General features: G+C 44.6%; 18 protein-coding genes and 2 pseudogenes. 7 read left to right on the forward strand and 13 right to left on the reverse strand.

The features are described 5' to 3' along the window. Nucleotides 1–33: 33 nt before the first annotated feature. The 7 genes and pseudogenes from hflX to orn all read right to left on the reverse strand — a co-directional run bounded on the left by hflX (nt 34) and on the right by orn (nt 7,168). On the reverse strand, nt 34–1,338 hold the full coding sequence (hflX, locus tag NFS34_RS01800; RefSeq protein ID WP_251358128.1) for a ribosome rescue GTPase HflX: 1,305 nt from the start codon (nt 1,336–1,338) through the stop codon (nt 34–36). Nucleotides 1,339–1,520: 182 nt separating this feature from the next. Next, nucleotides 1,521–1,850, reverse strand: a pseudogene (hfq, locus tag NFS34_RS11615) (RNA chaperone Hfq); the annotation flags it as partial. Between the two features lie 102 nt (nt 1,851–1,952). Further along, a complete protein-coding gene (miaA, locus tag NFS34_RS01810) occupies nt 1,953–2,897 on the reverse strand; it encodes a tRNA (adenosine(37)-N6)-dimethylallyltransferase MiaA (RefSeq protein WP_251358130.1) in 945 nt (314 codons plus the stop codon). Beyond that, nucleotides 2,897–4,600, reverse strand: coding sequence for a DNA mismatch repair endonuclease MutL (gene mutL / locus NFS34_RS01815; protein ID WP_251358131.1), 1,704 nt, complete (start codon nt 4,598–4,600; stop codon nt 2,897–2,899). Before mutL ends, miaA begins: the two co-directional genes overlap by 1 nt. Nucleotides 4,601–4,610: 10 nt before the next feature. Continuing rightward, nucleotides 4,611–5,990: an N-acetylmuramoyl-L-alanine amidase gene (locus NFS34_RS01820; RefSeq protein WP_251358132.1), complete on the reverse strand. Its 1,380-nt coding sequence runs from the start codon at nt 5,988–5,990 to the stop codon at nt 4,611–4,613. Nucleotides 5,991–6,020: 30 nt separating this feature from the next. Next, a complete protein-coding gene (gene tsaE, locus NFS34_RS01825) occupies nt 6,021–6,503 on the reverse strand; it encodes a tRNA (adenosine(37)-N6)-threonylcarbamoyltransferase complex ATPase subunit type 1 TsaE (RefSeq protein ID WP_251358133.1) in 483 nt (160 codons plus the stop codon). Between the two features lie 92 nt (nt 6,504–6,595). Then, a complete protein-coding gene (orn, locus tag NFS34_RS01830; RefSeq protein WP_285834437.1) occupies nt 6,596–7,168 on the reverse strand; it encodes an oligoribonuclease in 573 nt (190 codons plus the stop codon). A gap of 124 nt (nt 7,169–7,292) precedes the next feature. On the opposite strand from orn, the gene NFS34_RS01835 reads away from it, so the two are divergent. The 4 genes from NFS34_RS01835 (at nt 7,293) to NFS34_RS01850 (ending at nt 10,209) form a co-directional block, all read left to right on the forward strand. Continuing rightward, nucleotides 7,293–7,661 (forward strand): 4a-hydroxytetrahydrobiopterin dehydratase, encoded by a 369-nt coding sequence (locus tag NFS34_RS01835; protein ID WP_251358134.1) that lies wholly within the window; start codon nt 7,293–7,295, stop codon nt 7,659–7,661. Between the two features lie 24 nt (nt 7,662–7,685). Continuing rightward, a complete protein-coding gene (gene rsgA, locus NFS34_RS01840) occupies nt 7,686–8,675 on the forward strand; it encodes a ribosome small subunit-dependent GTPase A (RefSeq protein ID WP_251358135.1) in 990 nt (329 codons plus the stop codon). Nucleotides 8,676–8,733: 58 nt separating this feature from the next. After that, the gene (asd, locus tag NFS34_RS01845; RefSeq protein ID WP_251358136.1) at nt 8,734–9,600 is read left to right on the forward strand and encodes an archaetidylserine decarboxylase; all 867 of its coding nucleotides are present in this window, start codon (nt 8,734–8,736) and stop codon (nt 9,598–9,600) included. Between the two features lie 78 nt (nt 9,601–9,678). Continuing rightward, a complete protein-coding gene (locus NFS34_RS01850) occupies nt 9,679–10,209 on the forward strand; it encodes a cytochrome b (protein WP_251358137.1) in 531 nt (176 codons plus the stop codon). An 82-nt stretch (nt 10,210–10,291) separates the two neighbouring features. Here the strand turns inward: NFS34_RS01850 and NFS34_RS01855 are convergent, their stop codons facing one another. Then, nucleotides 10,292–10,819, reverse strand: a complete 528-nt coding sequence (locus tag NFS34_RS01855; protein ID WP_251358138.1) for a DUF937 domain-containing protein — start codon at nt 10,817–10,819, stop codon at nt 10,292–10,294. 131 nt (nt 10,820–10,950) lie between these two features. Here NFS34_RS01855 and NFS34_RS01860 point away from each other — a divergent pair, with 131 nt between their 5' ends. Both NFS34_RS01860 and NFS34_RS01865 read left to right on the forward strand, forming a co-directional pair. Beyond that, nucleotides 10,951–11,313 carry an MGMT family protein gene (locus NFS34_RS01860; RefSeq protein ID WP_251358139.1) on the forward strand — a complete coding sequence of 121 codons (363 nt, stop codon included), beginning with the start codon at nt 10,951–10,953 and terminating at the stop codon, nt 11,311–11,313. Then, nucleotides 11,314–11,877, forward strand: a complete 564-nt coding sequence (locus NFS34_RS01865) for a TlpA disulfide reductase family protein (RefSeq protein WP_251358140.1) — start codon at nt 11,314–11,316, stop codon at nt 11,875–11,877. A 176-nt stretch (nt 11,878–12,053) separates the two neighbouring features. Here the strand turns inward: NFS34_RS01865 and NFS34_RS01870 are convergent, their stop codons facing one another. From NFS34_RS01870 to NFS34_RS01890, 5 genes and pseudogenes are all read right to left on the reverse strand, one after another. Next, nucleotides 12,054–12,395, reverse strand: coding sequence for a YqcC family protein (locus NFS34_RS01870; RefSeq protein WP_251358141.1), 342 nt, complete (start codon nt 12,393–12,395; stop codon nt 12,054–12,056). Continuing rightward, a pseudogene (locus tag NFS34_RS01875) lies at nt 12,392–12,949 on the reverse strand (DUF2889 domain-containing protein). The gene NFS34_RS01870 and the pseudogene NFS34_RS01875 overlap by 4 nt, the downstream one beginning before the upstream one ends. 105 nt (nt 12,950–13,054) lie before the next feature. Next, entirely contained in the window at nt 13,055–15,244 is a 2,190-nt protein-coding gene (locus tag NFS34_RS01880; protein ID WP_251358142.1) for a TonB-dependent receptor domain-containing protein, read from the reverse strand. 76 nt (nt 15,245–15,320) lie between these two features. Continuing rightward, nucleotides 15,321–15,842 (reverse strand): response regulator transcription factor, encoded by a 522-nt coding sequence (locus NFS34_RS01885; RefSeq protein ID WP_251358143.1) that lies wholly within the window; start codon nt 15,840–15,842, stop codon nt 15,321–15,323. 8 nt (nt 15,843–15,850) lie between these two features. Continuing rightward, nucleotides 15,851–17,158 (reverse strand): sensor histidine kinase KdpD, encoded by a 1,308-nt coding sequence (locus NFS34_RS01890; RefSeq protein ID WP_251358144.1) that lies wholly within the window; start codon nt 17,156–17,158, stop codon nt 15,851–15,853. Between the two features lie 154 nt (nt 17,159–17,312). On the opposite strand from NFS34_RS01890, the gene NFS34_RS01895 reads away from it, so the two are divergent. Continuing rightward, complete coding sequence (locus tag NFS34_RS01895) at nt 17,313–18,290, forward strand: transporter (RefSeq protein ID WP_251358145.1); 978 nt, start codon at nt 17,313–17,315, stop codon at nt 18,288–18,290. Nucleotides 18,291–18,294 lie beyond the last annotated feature (4 nt).

Below are 18,294 nucleotides of genomic sequence, written 5' to 3' on the forward strand. Positions count from 1 at the left end.
CCGCTTTCAAGGTAAATGCTTTATTTGATAAGACTATTCTGCATTTATTATGTAACCGGATAAATCCTCTTCCAACTGCCGCGAGAGGCGGATCCAGTCCGCTTTGGGCAGCTGCACCTGCAATACAAGGTCACCATTATCCGAATACTGTTCCTGTTCAATAGCATTCAGTTCATACAAATAGCCTCTTAAACGCCCTTTACTTGGCGGGATTTGTAGCCGCCCAGTGAACTGCTCTTCGATCGCCAATTCCTCGATAGCTTCTTTTAATAGCTCGATTCCTTGGTTTTTTAGCGCTGAAACCCAAACTCGTATCGGTTTACCCGAATCATCTCGATCGATCCGCGGCTCGGCGCCTTCAATCGCATCAATTTTGTTGAACACCTGCAACATCGGGATTTCATCAGCACCAATTTGCTGCAACACTTTCATCACTTCTTCCATGTTCTCTTCTCGCCGCTCCGAAGCCGCATCAATCACGTGCAACAAGACATTAGCCTCGACCGATTCTTCCAAAGTGGCCCTAAAAGCAGCCACTAGATCGTGTGGTAAATGGCGAATAAAGCCCACCGTATCAGCCAAAATTACATCCGTACCTTGCGGCAAAGAAATCCGGCGTAAAGTAGGATCGAGCGTTGCAAAAAGCTTATCTTCGGCTAATACCTGCGCATCGGTGGTCAAATTGAATAAAGTAGACTTGCCAGCATTGGTGTAACCAACAATTGAAACGGTTTTGATGTTTGCTCTTTTACGCGAACGACGTCCCTGCTCGCGTTGTTTTCCCACTTTTTCTAAACGCCGCTCAATGTATTTGATTCGATCGCGTAGCAAACGTCTATCGGTTTCCAACTGGGTTTCACCCGGACCACGCATACCGATACCACCTTTTTGGCGCTCAAGGTGAGTCCAGCCGCGCACTAAACGCGTCGATAAATGCTTAAGTTGAGCTAGCTCTACTTGTAGCTTACCTTCAAAAGTAAAGGCACGCTGGGCAAAGATGTCCAAGATCAAGCCAATACGATTAATCACTCGTGCTTGTACCGCCTTTTCAATATTACGCTCTTGCGCAGGTGATAGGGCATGGTTAAAAATCACTAGATCAGCATCCAACGCGTTTTTAACGTTGATAATCTCTTCGATTTTACCGCTGCCAATAAAGTACTTCGGATCAGGCGCGCTACGCTTGGCGGTAATGATATCCAGTACATTCAAGCCAGCCGAGCGCACCAGCTCGACAAATTCGCTTAAATCTTCTTGGTTCTTATCTTGACTGAGATCTTGTTGAAAATCGATATGAACTAAAATGGCTGACTCACCGCCAGCGTGACGATCAAACACTCTATATTGACCTCAATGAATGGTTTAGGCGCGCTATGGCCGCGCAAGTGCATGGTTATATACTAAGGCTATTATAAGAAAAATAGACAACAGAAAGCCAGTTGCAACCCAAAAGTTACAACCGGTTCTTAGTACTTGATAGCGCTAAATAATCGCAGTAAAGGCTCAGTGGGGAACTAGAGTCCGCCCATCTGACCGCCGGAATAACCGCCTGACATAGGACCTGGTCCCATACCTTGGCCGCCAGAGCCTTGATCATCCCCTTGGCCACCCTGCCCGCCATTGTCGCCATTATTGTATTGGCTACGAACATTGCGAATTGGAACCACGGTGGACACTGCATGCTTATAGACCATTTGATTGACTGTATTTTTCAATAAAATCACAAATTGATCAAATGATTCGATTTGCCCCTGAAGCTTAATACCATTGACCAAATAAATGGAAACTGGCACTTTCTCACGTCTTAACGCGTTTAAAAAAGGGTCTTGTAGTGATTGCCCCTTTGACATAGTTACTACCTCTTATGATTAAACATCCTAAAATTGTTTTCTATCTACTAACGCTTAAAAGTCTAACTCAAACCCTTTAGGAAATCGAGTTTTCTCAAAGACTTATGTCAATTTTTTAAATGAGAGTAAGAACTGAGTCACTTCTTTATACAAGGAACTAGCCAATTGGTCTGATTGTACCGGAATAACCTCATTCCAGCCCCTTAACCAGGTCAGTTGACGTTTTGCCAATTGGCGGGTGGCAATAATCGCTTTTTCGATGGCTTGGTCAAGTTTTAGCTCGCCTTCAAGGTATTGCCAAAGCTGTCGATAGCCCACCGAACGAATGGCTGGCAAGTCGGCAGTTAAGTCCTTTCTTTGATAAAGCTTGCGTACTTCATCCAAAAAGCCCTGCGCCATCATCAGCTCAAAGCGCTGCGCTATTCTTTGGTGCAACAACGCTCGATCCGCTGGTAGTAAAGCCATTTGCAACACCTCATAAGCAAACTCTTGAGTTTGTTGCTCACGATGCAGCTGACTTAATGGTTTCCCGCTAATTCGAAACACTTCCAGCGCGCGCAAGGTTCTTTGCGGGTCGTTAGGATTAATTCGCGTGGCTGATTCAGCATCAACTGCAGCCAGCTCTTGATGCAAAGCAGCTAAACCTTTTTGCTCCAGCTCAGCTTGCAATTGCTGACGAATGTCAGGGTTTGAGTCAGGCAAGTTATCCATACCCTGCAATAAGGTTTTGTAATACAGCATGGTACCGCCAACCAGCAACGGAATTTTGCCTTGCTCGGTGATGGTTGCCATTTCCCTTAACGCATCGTCGCGAAAACGTGCTGCTGAATAAGGATCGTTTGGCTCACAAATATCAATCAAACGATGCGGAGCCAGCGCCAGTTCGTGCTGCGGCGGCTTAGCAGAGCCAATGTCCAAGCCCTTGTAGACCATTGCCGAGTCGACGCTGATAATCTCGCAATCATGCTCTTGTACTAACTTAATTGCCAAGTCGGTTTTACCGGCAGCGGTGGGCCCCATCAAGAAAATTGCTTGCGGTTTGCTCATCAACTTTGGGCCTTTAGCCAACTTGAAAATTGAGCCTCTTGTAGCCGCAGACAAAACTCCGACTGGCTCCAACCCGAGGGCAAGCGGCGCTCAAGCAATTCGGCCCAATCAGTATTCGCCTCAAGTTCGAGGGCGCCAGCTAAGGCAGCGATTAATGCTGCTTGCGGCTCGGCTGGTTGTTGCATTAGCGCGGTTTGTAACCATAACTCCAGATTAACTTGTTCGAGAATTGACGGGACTTTTCGAATAATCAAACTGCTTGGCCCTGCTTGAACCGCTTCGATTCCAAGTGCCGTCCAGCTTTGTGCTAATTGTTCCGTTGCAGCCTCATTGGCGAGGTTAATGCGATAAGGGATCAATAAGGTTTTTTGTTTAACACTACCCTCGCGCCACTCCTGTTGCAATGTGTGCTTGGTCGACTCAAGCAAAAAGCTTTTAAGATCAAAAAGCAATAAATCTTGACCTTGATGTTCAAAATAATAGCGGTTAAAAAGTAACGGATTGGTCGCCTTTGATTTTCTTGAAGCAGCTTGATAGTGTTGATTCGCCTCAGAAACTCGCTGCTTTTGATAGGGGTTTTGATACTCAAAAGGCATATTGCCGTCAGCCTGCGAAGCTTGTTGTCCTGAATATACTTGCGTTTGTTCTTCTGCTTGGCTTTCTGCTTTTACGTCAATGGGGGCAAAGTCAACTGCTGCTAATTGTTGCTCTTGAGAAAGCGCAAGCTGCAGCGTTTTGGCGATATAATCATGCACAAAGCGAGCGTCATGAAATCGCACCTCATGTTTGGTTGGATGCACATTCACATCCACTTGATCGGCTGGCAGTTGTAAGTAAATCAAATAGGCGGGGGAACGCCCTGCGGGCAGTCGATCTTGATAGGCCTGGCGTACCGCATGATTAATGGTTCTATCGCGCACTGGCCGACCATTAACGAAAAAGTATTGGCTGTAACTTGAGCTTTGATGATAATCCGCAGGGCCAACCCAGCCGGATAATTGCAATTGCTCCAAACTCTGCGCCAAGGGGATCGCTTTGGCGATAAAACTACGTCCGAGAATGCTGGCAATCCGTTGTTTGATTTGTTCGGGGGAGTTAGCCGCTGGAATACGTTTCACCACCTTGCCATTATGCTTTAAAGTGATAGCCACATTTTGATTGGCTAAAGCAATTTTTTTCACCGTTTCTTCGAGGTGAATAAATTCGGTTCTTTCGGCTTTTAAAAATTTTTGTCGCGCAGGGGTATTAAAAAACAAATCCTTAACTTCGACAATAGTACCAAACGGCAAAGAATGGGGTTGCAGAGCCACCTCCATATCGCTACCTTCGGCATAAGCTGACCAGCCCATATCTTGGGCTTCTGGCTTAGAGCTCAGCGTCAGCTTTGCAACCGAACTGATACTGGCAAGCGCCTCACCGCGAAAACCTAAAGTATTAATTGCCGCTAAGTCTGTAGAGGTTGCGATTTTGCTGGTGGCATGGCGAGCTAAGGCCAAAGCCAATTCTTGACGAGGGATCCCTTGGCCATTATCGGTAATTCGGATCAGCCGTACACCGCCGCGCTCAATGTCAATTTGAATCCGATCCGCTTTTGCATCAATAGCATTTTCCAACAACTCCTTGACTACCGATGCAGGTCGTTCCACCACCTCGCCAGCAGCAATTTGGTTTGCAATTAACGGAGATAATTTTTTTATGGGCATTTTTTGAAGATTAATTTGCCGTGGGAATAATAAGTTTTTGTCCAATCCTAACCGTGTTGGATTTTAAATTATTGGCCAATTTTAAATCTTTGATCGAAACGTCAAAGCGATGAGCGACCTTACTCAAATTATCACCACGACGCACTCGGTAAATGTTTTGCCGGAAGGTTGCGGCGTAATAAGTACCATCTGGCGCGTTACTTTTAAAGTAGTTTTTAATGCCATCTTTTACCGCTTTTGCCAGTTTGTTACGGTAATTTTTAGTTTTTAACAGCTTTTCTTCCTGCGGGTTCGAAATAAAGCCTGACTCCACTAGAATTGATGGAATATCTGGATTTTTAAGCACCACAAAGGAGTTTTTCTCAACGTGATTTTTATGCATTTTTGGCGCAACTTTGGCAATTTTTCGATGCACTTCTTTGCCAAGAGTTAAACTAGCTTCAATCGAGTGGCTCATTTGTAAATCCAAGAGCACTTCCGCAATCGGTTTATCGTATTCAGATAACTTCACATTAGAGTTAACCCCGCCCAACAGTTCCGAGTCCGCTTCTTGCTTTTTTAACCAACGGGCAGCTTCCGAAGTGGCTCCGCGAGTAGATAAAATCCAGACCGAAGCTCCGCGCGCTTTTTTGTTGGTAAAACTATCGGCGTGCACCGAAACAAACAAATCAGCACGATGTTGACGAGCAATTGCCGTACGCTTCCGTAGCGATAAATAATAGTCGCCACTGCGCGTTAAGATCGCTTTTAGGCCTTTTTCTTTATTAATTTCTTTGGCTAAAGCTTGCGCTAAGGCTAAGGTGATTTTCTTTTCGCGCGCACCGGTTGGGCCGCGCGCCCCAGGATCTTCGCCACCGTGACCAGCATCAATGGCAATAATAATGTCTCTTTGCTGTTTTTTGGTGGCTTCTTTTTTAGGCTTTTCTTGAGCTAGGCTTTGCTTTTTGTCATCCAGTAAATCAATAACCAAGCGATCGCCATAATCTTGATAAGGCTTTAAACTAAAACTTTTTGGGGTTGCGGCTTTTGCTAAGTCCAGCACCAGCCGTAAGTCGCCGGCTTTTGCTGGTTTGGATTTGCGAACCTTTTTGATCAAGCTACTGTTGATCTCAAGTTGCGAAAGATCCACAGCAACACTCGATTCAGCAATATCAATCACGATCCGATCGGGACCTTTTAACACTTTAATTTGATGCTCAACTTCCGAGCTTAAATCAAGCACTACTCGTGTAGATTCCGGCGACTGCCAAAAGCGCATACTTTTGACCACTGCGGCGTTGAGATTTGAAGAAAAGACGGCAAGCAACAAGGTCGTCAGAATTGCTAACGAAAATTGATAACCCTTGAGCCTACAAACTAGGCCTTTAGTAGTGTTTAGCGCTCTTGTCATCTTGTCACAGCTTTGGCTTTTGCCAAATTATTATTCATTCTCATTTTGGCACAAAATATCACCAAAATTCCAGTTGTTGCTTACTTTTCCTGCAAAATCTTTTAACACAAGCTGTCGACCATTTTCCGAGTAGCTCAGCTCGATCGATAAATCCGCTGGCGGGATCATGCCAATACCCTTAGTTGGCCACTCAAAAATCAGCACCGATTGTTGCGTTTGGTATTCACGAATACCAATATACTCAAGCTCTTCAGGATCGGCTAAGCGGTATAAATCAAAGTGATAAACCGATACATCATCTAACTGATAAGGTTCAACCAAAGTATATGTCGGGCTTTTGGTAGAGCCTTGATGGCCTAAGCCTCTTAACAACCCCCTGACTAAGGTAGTTTTACCAGCGCCAAGTTCACCCTGCATGTAGATAGTCACTGGCGCTTGCAACGAACCAGCTAAAGCCAAACCAAAGGCTTCAGTTTCGTTTTCGTTAGCTAAAAAGGCTTCGATCTTGTTCATAGCAAATTGTAAGTTTTAAATCATTCTAGGCTTGGCAAGCTGACTAGAGGCTTAACGCGTAACCATTAAGGAGCTAATGGCTTTTATACGACCTAAGCATTCAAATCAATAAAATGTTCGCGGTAGTAAGCGCATTCGGCTATCGACTCGCGAATATCGTCCAGCGCTAAATGGGTCGCCTTCTTGCCAAAACCCGGCAAGATCTGAGGTTTCCAGCGCCGAGCTAGTTCTTTCAAGGTGCTCACATCCAGATGACGGTAATGAAAATAAGCTTCGAGCGAGGCCATATGTTTGACCATAAAACGACGATCTTGGCAAATCGAGTTTCCACACATGGGCGATTTACCCTCTGGCACCCATTCGCGCAAAAAGTCTAAGGTTAGTTGACAAGCAGTTTCTTCGTCGATATCCGATTGTCGCACCCGCTCAGTCAAACCGGATTTACCATGCTGCTCAATACACCATTGATTCATATTGGCCAAAACCTCGTCCGACTGATGAATCGCCAATACCGGACCTTCCGCGAGAATCGTTAAGTCCTTATCAGTAACAATGGTGGCTATCTCAATAACCTTGTCGCTTTCCGGATCGAGTCCGGTCATTTCTAAATCGACCCAAATTAAATTATCGGCATGGCCTTTTACGGCTTGGCTGGAGTTGCTCACACGGCTTTCCTCAAAATTTGTTGTTTTGATCTAATATTCAGGATTAATATCGGCTATTATAGTCGCAAATCGGCGTTAATGTTTAGCAATTGCTAACCGATGGCAACAAATCCTGAGGATAATCATGTTATTAAAAGATCAAAAATGCGTCCATAACGATACTGCTCGCAGCGCTTTGGATGCGAACACTCGCGATCAGCTTTTATCCGAGCAGCTTGCTGACTGGGAGTTTGATGCACAAATAGGCGCGATCAAGCGTAAATTCCGCTTTAAGAATTATTACCATACTATGGGCTTTGTTAATGCAGTGGCTTGGATCGCCAACAAGCAAGCGCATCACCCTGATCTGGAAGTGAGCTATGGTCACTGTCTGGTCAAATACACCACCCACGATGCGGGTAATAGCGTTTGCATGAACGATTTAATTTGCGCAGCTCAGATTGATGCCCTCGACACTAACGGCTCTTTTGGTCCGAATTTTGTTACCGAATAAATCCTATCAAGGGCGAAAGTCCTAATGGCACGGCGGCAAGGTAAGCACATTACCGACAAACAACACAATAAGAAAAAAGCTTCTATAGATGAGTCTAGCCTACTGGCGCCAGAACGAGGCATCGTAGTCAGTCGCTTTGGGCAACAAGCAGATATTGCCAATAAAGACTTTACTATTATCCGATGCTTTATTCGTAAATCTTTGGATATTCCGGTGGTTGGCGATCAAGTGGTGTTTTGTCGCCAAGAACAAACAGATCAGGGTGAAGAAAAAGGCGTTATCACCGAATTGTTACCACGCAACAGTTTACTAAAACGCCCCACGCCGCATCATGGTATCAAGCCCGTGGTCGCCAATATCGATTTTATTGCGTTACTATTAGCGCCCGCTCTGGGCTTTTCAGAAATGATGCTTGATCGCTATTTAGTCGCAGCCAAAGCCAGCGACTTGCCGGTTTGGATCCTTTTCAACAAGTGGGATCTGTTAAACCAAGACGAGCAAACTGTCATACAACAGCGGTTAAAAACTTATCAAGATCTTGGTTACCCCTTATACATTATCAGTGCCAAGCAAGGTTTCGGGATAGAGTCATTTATTAAAGACAGCAAGGGTAAAAGCCTGTTATTAGCAGGTCAATCCGGTGTCGGTAAGTCCACCTTGATCAAACATTTGTTTCCACAGCATCAAGTAGCCACCTCCGAGATTTCCGAAAGCTCAGGGCTTGGTACTCATACCACCACCGCTTCACGGCTTTATCGCTTAAGCCAAGACTCTTATATAGTAGACTCACCTGGAGTGCGAGAGTTTGGTTTATGGCATTTGGACGCCCAATTGATTCAACAAGGTTTTATTGAAATCGCGCAATTATCAGAAGACTGTAAGTTTCGCGACTGCAAACACTTGAAAGAGCCAAAATGTGCGGTATTGGCGGCGGCTGAAGCTGGCGAAATCGCGGCTTCCAGACTGCAAAACTATCAATACCTGATCCAAAACTTCGAACAGGTTAACGGCTAACATTTCAGCAAACTTAGTGGTAAAATCAGTTTTTTGCATGCAATGACACCTCCACAAGATGGCCGAATCTTTTTCTAACCAATTAAAAGTCTTTTCTCAATATTTAATTCCGCAACACTGGGTCTCGCTTTTTATGGGCAGAGTTGCCGACTCAAACAATAAAAGCGTCAAAAATGCTTTTATCAATTGGTTTATCAAAAAATACGACATCGATATGAGCATTGCCGAGCGGCAAACAGCGGAAGAGTTTGACACTTTTAACGATTTTTTTACCCGCTCGCTAAAGGACGGTGTTCGCCCAATCGCTGAAGATCCCAAGGTTATTGTCAATCCTGCGGATGGCAAAATCAGTCAATTAGGAAAAATCGAAAACGGTTTTATTTTCCAAGCCAAAGAGCATTTATTTTCCGCCAAAACCTTGCTCGGTGGTGATGAAGCTCTCGCGGCGCCTTTTAAAAATGGTGAATTCGCAACTGTCTATCTTTCACCCAAGGATTATCATCGTGTGCATATGCCAATGGATGGTCGTTTAACTCAAATGATCCACGTTCCTGGTAATTTGTTTAGCGTGAATCCTTTGACCGCGCGGAACGTTCCAAACCTATTCGCGCGGAACGAACGTGTGGTTGCCATGTTCGATACTGAAATCGGACCTATGGCCATGGTGCTGGTCGGGGCAACCATTGTGGGCAGCATCGAAACCGTTTGGCACGGCACCATTACCCCGCCCACTCGCGATAAACTCAAAGTCTGGAACTATCCTATCGAGGATGAAGTTGAACTCAAGAAAGGCCAAGAAATGGGGCGCTTTAAATTAGGCTCAACGGTAGTATTACTATTCCCCGAAAATAGCCTTGAATGGAGCAAGGGCATGAAAGCACATGCGCCTACGGTTATGGGCAGCAAACTTGCCTACCGGACGTAAAATTTCGATCAAGTATTTGATTTTTAGGGTAAAAGCTTTTTATAGTGTCTCATCAACATCCTAAATGTGAGGGGCACTATGACAGAAAAATATTCTTTAACCATGCGGATTCTGCATTGGTTTATGGCCTTATTGGTTCTAGGCTTAATCTGCACTGGCTGGTATATGGAAGGCATCCCCAGAGATGCCCCGGATAAATTTGCACTCTATCCATGGCACAAATCCTTTGGCCTGACACTATTTTTACTACTTATCGTTAGGCTTTTGGTGCGCTTTACCAGCAATAAACCGACTTTACCGCAAGCGCTACCAGCTTGGGAAAAAACCTTAAGTAAGGTCGGTCACTTCCTGCTTTACGCATTAATGCTGATGGTTCCTTTAAGCGGCATTATCATGTCCGATATGGGTGGTGGCGGCAAACTGAACTTCTTCTTCACAACCTTTGATATTTTAGAGTCCAACAAAGAAGTGGCTGGCAAAGCCCGTGGCGCACACGGTGTCTTACCTTATGTACTGCTGGGGATTGTGGTTTTGCATATTCTTGGTGCACTCAAACACCGCTTTATCGACAAAGATCCAGAAGTGGACGTGTTAAAGCGCATGCTATAAGTATGGTAGGCAATTCTTAAACATTAAAAAAGCCCGCAGAGGTTAATCAACCGCGGGCTTTTTATTTACGTTAAACTTTTGTTTAGCGGAATAATTTTCCAGCCATTCCTAGCAAATCGTCCATCATAGAACCATCGCCATCAGCATCCAACAAGCCTTCAATCATACTTTGATTACCGCCCATTGGTTGTCTGGCTTGCTCTTTTCCTAAGGATCCCATCAAAACGGAAGCTGCCATCGGTAACATCTTCTTCAGCATAGAAGAATCCAAACCAGTCTGCTGCGAAGCCTGTTGTGCCACCTGACGAGAAACTTCTTTAGAGCCAAAAATATGACCCAAAATGGAGTTACCATTGTCAATCGCTTGTGGCTGTCCTAGTAATTCAGGTTGGTCGACGTATTGTTGGTTTTGATTTTTATTCAAAGTTCCCAACAAAGATTCCAAACCACCTTGTTGCTTAACATTGCGCTGCATGCCGCCTTGTAGTGCTGGAAGTAAAGAGCCTAACGCCTTAGTGGCATCCCCCATATCCAAGTCAAAATTCTTGGCAATTTGACCAATCGCGCCAGAATTCTGTTGGCCCAATACCATTTCTAATAGATTACCCATAAAATCGATCTCCTAAATCAAAGCAACAAGACGCTGCATAACAATAACTAATACACTATATGGTGTGCGCCAGTTATAATCCAATAGTAGAATCCAACATTTAACACTATTTAACGGTTTGCGATCAACTGATGACCTCGCACATGGAATATTTTCGACAGCAAGTTTACTTATGTGTTGCCCAGATCCCCGCGGGTAAAGTTGCTAGCTACGGACAAATCGCGCGGTTAGCGGGTTTTCCAAGGCATGCGCGGCACGTTTCAAAAGCTTTAGGCGCAGCCGATAAGTCCTTACAACTGCCATGGCAAAGAGTGATTGGCGCTAACGGTAGAATTGCTTTTAAAGCCGACTCGGATCATTACGCGCGCCAAGCAGCCCTGCTAAAAAAAGAAGGCGTTAAGATCATTAACGGCAAAATAAATATGCAACAATTTGCTTGGCAATACGTCAAAGATAAACAATCTGATTTTAGACCGGAAGAGTTTTTTAAATAGATGAAGCAAACACCGAATAGTCCTGCAAAGCTCCATTCTCGACAAACAAAAATAAAACCGAAAAAGCCGATCTGGCGTCATCTGCTCGAGATTGCACTGCTATTGGTGGTGGTTTTTGGGATCCTTTGGTGGCAAGAGCGACACCTTCTCAGCCGTGATGATAAGCCTCTTGCTCCCTCCCAACAGCTGATTAGCCTTGACGAAAAGCGCTATCAAATTCCAGCCGCGGGACAAAAGCAGTTGCTCTACTTCTTCGCTCCTTGGTGCAAAATTTGCCGTTTTTCCATTGGTAATATTGAAGCACAAAAGCCAGCGCTGCTTAAAAAGGGATTTCAGGTACGTTATGTCGCGTTAGATTGGCAAAACAAGACTGAAGTCGCTGCTTTTGCCAAAGAACAAAAACTTACCTTCCCCGTCCTGATGGGCACTCTTGAAACCATGCAACAATACCAAGTGCAAGGTTTTCCAACTTATTATTTAGTGGACGAACAAGGCCGGATCAGCGCGGGGTCTCAAGGCTATTCCACCAGTTTGGGGATCTGGCTTCGTAGCCTGAATAATTAGACTTAAATAATAACGATTATCATTTGCATTTAAAGAGGCGTTCTCTTATACTTATTTTAGTGCTTGCTGCAAGCTAGTTTCTAATAACTATAATGAGCCCACAGGTCTCTTCACGCTAATCAACCCCGCCGGTTGCTAACTGCGAGGGGCTTTTTTTTACAATGTCTATATGGATATTAGTGTAAATGGCTCAGATGAGAAATTTCATCAAATTTTCGCAATGCATCCAGCAATGGCTTCACCAAACTCAGTTGTTCTTTATAGACTTCTTCAGCGATCGGTAAAATTTGCGCGGGCCCTGGGGGCAGCTGACGAAGCCTTATCGCCTCATTCATTCGCGGCAAAAAGATATACTGTAACCAATTTTCAAACGGCATCGTATCCACCGCGAAGGGCATACTCGATTGCATCGCCTCATGACTTGGCGGGGTCTTGCTCCATAGATTGGTAATCTTTAGTGCTTGCTCGATAGTGGCAAGGTTATCTTGGTATTTGCTAAACCAATCAATTTGGCTCATTTAGGGTCCTTTTGTTGTTTAAATTGCTCTGGGGCGAGAACTTCAATCACTTCACCATCTTCGGCAAAGCCGTAGCAAGAATTTATCAAGCCCTCAGTGATGGGAAAAGTACCATCTTCGGCAAAAGTCAGATAAGGATAAATCGCTTGTATCGCTGTAGTTGCCATTGGCCTTAGTAACTCGACCAAATGCGAACAACCCAATACTCCGCCAATTCTCTGCTTGGCTTGCTGAGTCCAGCCGCTTTTAATCTTCAAGCCTTTCAGGCTTTTAATATTACTTTCAATATCCGGACAACGTTTAAAAGGCGTTACCAATAAGCGCGCCTAGGCTTCCTGAATCACCAGTTCATTATTTAAAGTCAAGCGCAGCCAAATATCATGCACCAAATCACCAACGGGCAAGATGCCACGTTGCAAAGTGGGAAAAGGATAGGCTTTGCTATCAATCAGGTTCGCTTCGATATCCCACAGACCGTCTTCGCGCAAATAAGCGTTGGGACGAATGCGTCTTTGATGAATTAACTTACGCGGTTTAGGTTTGGATAGACTCATGCTCTCATTATTAGGATAGCTACCAAATTTGACAAGAGCTAACTGGCTATTGGTATAAAAAAACCCGCTAAGAGCGGGCTTTTTATTATAGGTTTAACTTTATGACTAGAAGTTAAACTTAACACCAAGCCGCGCATGGCGATCTTTAACCGGACGCGCGCCATAAGGTTGGCGACCAGCGATACCATCTTCTTCAAACAGATTGTCGATGGTTGCAAACAAAGTGGTGCTGTCGTTTAGCTGATATTCACCTGACAGATCCACCACCAGTAGCGAGTCCGTTTTCAAGAAAGCTTCGCGCTCGCAAGCTGCTTTGGTGCAAACTTCATCCACATACTGCACCGCTGTGTAAAGATTCCACTGCCCATTATCGTAACCGAAGCTAAATTGTGCTTGGTGCTCTGGAATGTAAGGTATGGCATCACCAGACTGCACATCGCCCCAGACATCACTGTCGAAACTGCGCTCAAACTCAGAGTCAGTATAAGTATAGGCAAAACGTGCTGGCCAGTTTTTGGCAAATTCGCCTTGCACACTTAACTCCACACCTTGAGTTTTGGCTTTACCACCATTGGACTTGTCACCTTGGTTTTCTAAATCACAAGCGTTTGACAAGGTACAGTCGCCGAGAATATTGTCATAATCGTTTACGAATACGATCAATTCGCTCGAATATTGACTGCCAGCAAAGCGTACACCAAATTCATAATTCCAGCTTTCTTCCGCTTCGTCGCCAGGATTGTTACCCGGAGGAGCAAAGCCTTTATTTACGCCTGCCAATAATGACGTGGTTTCGTTAACAGACCACAGTGCGCCAATTCCCGGTAGCAGTTCAGAAACACTGTTTTCACGCACACTAGCAGCGATACTGCGATCTGGGGTACTCCAGTTTTTGCGTTTAAGATCGACATCTTCAAAACGTAAACCTGGGGTTAAAATCCAATCGCCAAAACTGATGGTATCTTGTAAATAATAGGATTGGGCATCAGCCGAGGCAATTCGATTTCCCGCCTCTCCCCAAACGCCGGGATCTGCAACCGTAACTAGGCCGTTGGCTTGGGTATAGTCACCATCGCGTTGAAAACGATCTTCTTCGTCTTCATGCAAGCGCGCGCCAAACGCTAATTCATGCTGCGTTTGCCCGACCATAAACTCATATCCAAAGTCCAACTGCACGCCGCGACTTAAATATTCGCGGTTGTTATCACGAATGGTTAATGCGCCGATTGCAGAGTCGCCACCATCTAAGATCGCTTGGTAACCTGCAGCATTAGCATCGTTAGTATTTAGGCTGTTAATAACGTCGGATAACGACTCGCCATTGAGTTTGGCCAATTTAAACCAGTTACGTTTTGTTTCATTGCGATAAGCGGTAGTTTTAGCGTCAAAACCATTGTTAAAGTCCACATAGTAAGTCGCCATAATTTGATCGTGTTCACCGTCAAAATTATCCAGCTGAGTCACGCTGTATTGGCGGTAGGGGTTAGCGGCATAATCCGCATCCGAAAGGCCCAAATAGGTTTGATCCGAATCTTCATCCGAGTGCTGCAGCTTTAAATCAAACTGCTGGTAAATGCTAGCATCCAAATCGCTGTTAAAACGCAATTTAGCCACATAATCGTCTTTATCAAAACCGGTATCATTATTGGTGCCAGTAATGGTTTTAAAACCGTCATATTGATGTTTATTGGCTTCGATTAAATAACCAAAATTATCACTAGAATCACTGTAATAACCATAAAGTTGCTGATCGCCATCTTGCCCTAAGCCCAATTTTATTTGCCCTTGCGCCTTATCGGCTATTGGTCGAGTTAGGAAATTAATCGCGCCGCCAACGGTAAAAGGACCGTACTGGATCGCCGCAGGACCTTTCAGCACTTCAATTCCGGTAATTCTATCAAAAGTCGGAAAGTAGTAAGCTGAAGATGCCGCATAAGGTGCGGGTGCGATCAGAACCCCATCTTCCATCAAGCTAATCCGGCCAGAACGCCCAGTTCCAGTACCTCTTAGACCAATATTCGGTCTAAGTCCTAGGCCGTCCTCTTGTTGAATATAAACCCCGGGCAATTGCTGTAAAGCTTTTGTGGCGTCACTGTATTTCATTTCATCTAACTGCTGCGTATCCACTACCAATGCCGAGCCAGGAATATTTTTAGCAGCGTGTTTACTGCCGATAATAGTGACCGTATTAGCAGAATCCTCATCGTTATGGATATCTTCGGCTAAAAGAGAAGCTGAAGTCATGGCTGTCAAAACCGCCAAAGCAGTTAAAGACATAGTCGCTTTTGTGTTCATGGGTTGCTCTTAATTCGTTTGTTATAAGGGACAAAAGAATTATAGATCTAAATGATAATGATTATCAATAAGATTTTTACTTAAGATTAGGTTTTTTTGCCAATTTACGCTGCAGAGTTCTTCGATGCATCCCCAAAATACGCGCAGTAGCGGAAATATTGCCGGCTTGTTGTTGTAACACTCGCTGAATGTGCTCCCACTCAAGACGCTCGACCGAAATAGGCTCCGGTGGAGAGTCAGCACTTTTGACTCCACGCAAGGCATTTAATATTTGCTCGCTCGAAGCTGGTTTGGGAATATAGTCATCAGCGCCTAACTTAATCGCCTCAACGGTAGTGGCGATACTGGCGTAGCCGGTTAGGATTAACAGTCTTGCTTGTGGCAATAAGGATTTTGTTTTTGGGATCAATTCAAGGCTTGTCTCACCTTCTACAAACAAATCGAAAATCAGTAAGTCTGGCCGGAACTGCTCGGCGAGCTCAAGAAAACCCTCGATTTGCATATAGGCCTGAACTTCGAATCCTTTGCTGATTAAGGTTCGCGCTAACACCTGCGCATAAACCTTATCATCCTCGAGCAGTAATACTTTTTTCTTCATGCCACCATCTAGCTCGCTTGATTTAGCTGACTCTCTGACTCGACATATTCAGGAAAGCGTAACCGAAGCCTTAGCCCTGTATCTGCCTCGCTTCGGACCGGCTCAAGAATATCAAAAGTCACTCCACAGCGCTCTAGGTTAGCGCTGGCTAATAGGCTTCCAATCCCCAGACCCTCGGAATCTTGATTAGGTTGGTATCCAAAAAAGCTTTGTGAATCAGCAGACATTCCAACACCATTATCCTTAATGGTAAGCAATGCTTGATTTGTCTCCAACCTTAACTGCAACTCAATAAGATTGCTATCATTATCCTGAGAAGCATTGGCTGCATTATCCATTAAATTTAGCAGCGCATGCTTAAGGCCGCCATTGCTAATAATATGAAAATCCTCCTCAACGCTGGAGGTATATTGCAACTGAATTTCAGGACGTAGCAACTTAAAGTCACGCACAATATTGTTTAAAAAGGACTCGACTAAAATGGGCTTGTTGATCATCTGAGCTTCAGCATTGTGCTCTTTAAAGTGTTGCTGACTGATATATTGGCAGAGTTTAAGCTGTTGCTGTAACAGCTCAAGATCTTGCTGCCAATCTAGTTGCTGTTGTTGGCAAGTGAACTGGGCATTTTGAGCCAGTTGTTCGAGATTTTCAGCAAGTAAAATTAAACTTGATAATGGCGTATTTAAGCGGTGGGCAATATCTGCGTTCGATAAGCCTAGTGACATTAGATATTCATCCCTTTGTCGCTTAGCTTTTAGTTGCTCGAATTTTCTTGCTAATAATTGGCGATCTCTTAGCTGCTTACTGATCACAAAAAATAATAAACTGGCGCTAACGATATAGACTGCCCACATGCCAACTAGGTGGTGATTAAAGTCCATATGATGCGACATTGGCTGACGCCACAGTAGGTAACTATAAAATCCTATTGCAACCAGTAAAATGGCGAAAGCCCAAGCACGAGAAAAGCTTAAGCAAGCAATAATTAGTTGCAAAAAACTCAGAGAAATTAAAGGATTCGAGATCCCGCCAGTTTGCAAGATATAAGCCATGAACAGCAATAAATCGAATAGTAATAAAGCAAATAATTGCTTTTGCGATAACCGATTACGGCGGTAGAAATAGCTCAGCAGCAGAATAAGCCCTTGTAAACTCAGTATCATGATAATCACAGGACTAGGAGCTAGCCGGATAAAAAACAGGTAACCCACTTGAGCCAGCAACGCCACCAAGCGTAACCAACTTAAGGTGTTCAAGGTCGAAATCAAATTCTGATCGATATTAATGGCGGTATTAAGAGAAACTGTTCGCAGCATATGAAACGCCAAGGATAAACATGCCTACATTATAGATAACACTCGACAGCAGCACTAGCAGTGACCGGCCGCTGCGACAATTTGTCGCATGTTCAAACAATTCTCCCACCCCTATAATTAACTAACTCTTTAAGTCTTAACAACTTTATGCTCTATGAAATCAATTACTGCACTAACCATTTGCGCGCTGGCAATAACATCACTTTCAAGCTTGGCTGATAATAGCCGTCCGGATAGCCATGCCCCTATCAACATTATGGGCGATCATACCCATAAAGCTGGGGAGTGGATGCTATCTTATCGCTTTATGGATATGAAAATGTCAGACAACTACATCGACTCTGATGACGTTTCTAGCCAAGACGTACTTGAAGATTATATGGTTGCGCCATTAGAAATGACCATGCGAATGCATATGCTAGGCGTGATGTATGCCCCATCCGATAAAGTCACCTTAATGGCGATGACCCACTATTTAGACAATGATATGAATCATTTAACTCGGATGGGCATGACATTCAGTACTGATACTTCAGGGCTGGGAGATACTAGCGTCAGTGCTTTAGTTAATATCCAACAAGATAGCTCCTCAAGCACCCACTACCAAGTTGGCATTTCGTTTTCTACGGGCGACATCAAAGAGCGAGGCAACACGCCTATGGGAAATGTTCGCCTGCCGTACCCAATGCAACTAGGTTCAGGAACCTACGATGCGATTCTCGCTCTAACCCACAAAGAATACTTCGCCAATAGCTCTTGGGGCATTCAGGGCAAACAAATCATCCGCACTGGTCACAACGACCTCGACTACCGATTAGGCAATCGGTTCGAACTTAATAGTTGGTATGCTTATAACCTAAATCACCAATGGGCTACCAGCGCCGGTATTCGTTACCTTAATCAAAAAGACATCAAAGGTGCGGATTCAGCACTAAATCCGATGATGGTACCAACAGCAGATCCGAAGCTTCGTAGTGGCTATGCCTGGGATCTCAGCCTCGGCCTTAACTTTAATCTTCACAATGGCCATCGACTTGGGTTCGAATTTACCAAAACCGTCCACCAGGATTTAGATGGCCCTCAGCTTGGTCGTGACTGGAGCGCCACCCTAGGCTGGCAATATGCTCTGTAACCTA

It is taken from the genome of Kangiella sp. TOML190, assembly GCF_023706045.1.
Lineage (GTDB): Bacteria > Pseudomonadota > Gammaproteobacteria > Enterobacterales > Kangiellaceae > Kangiella.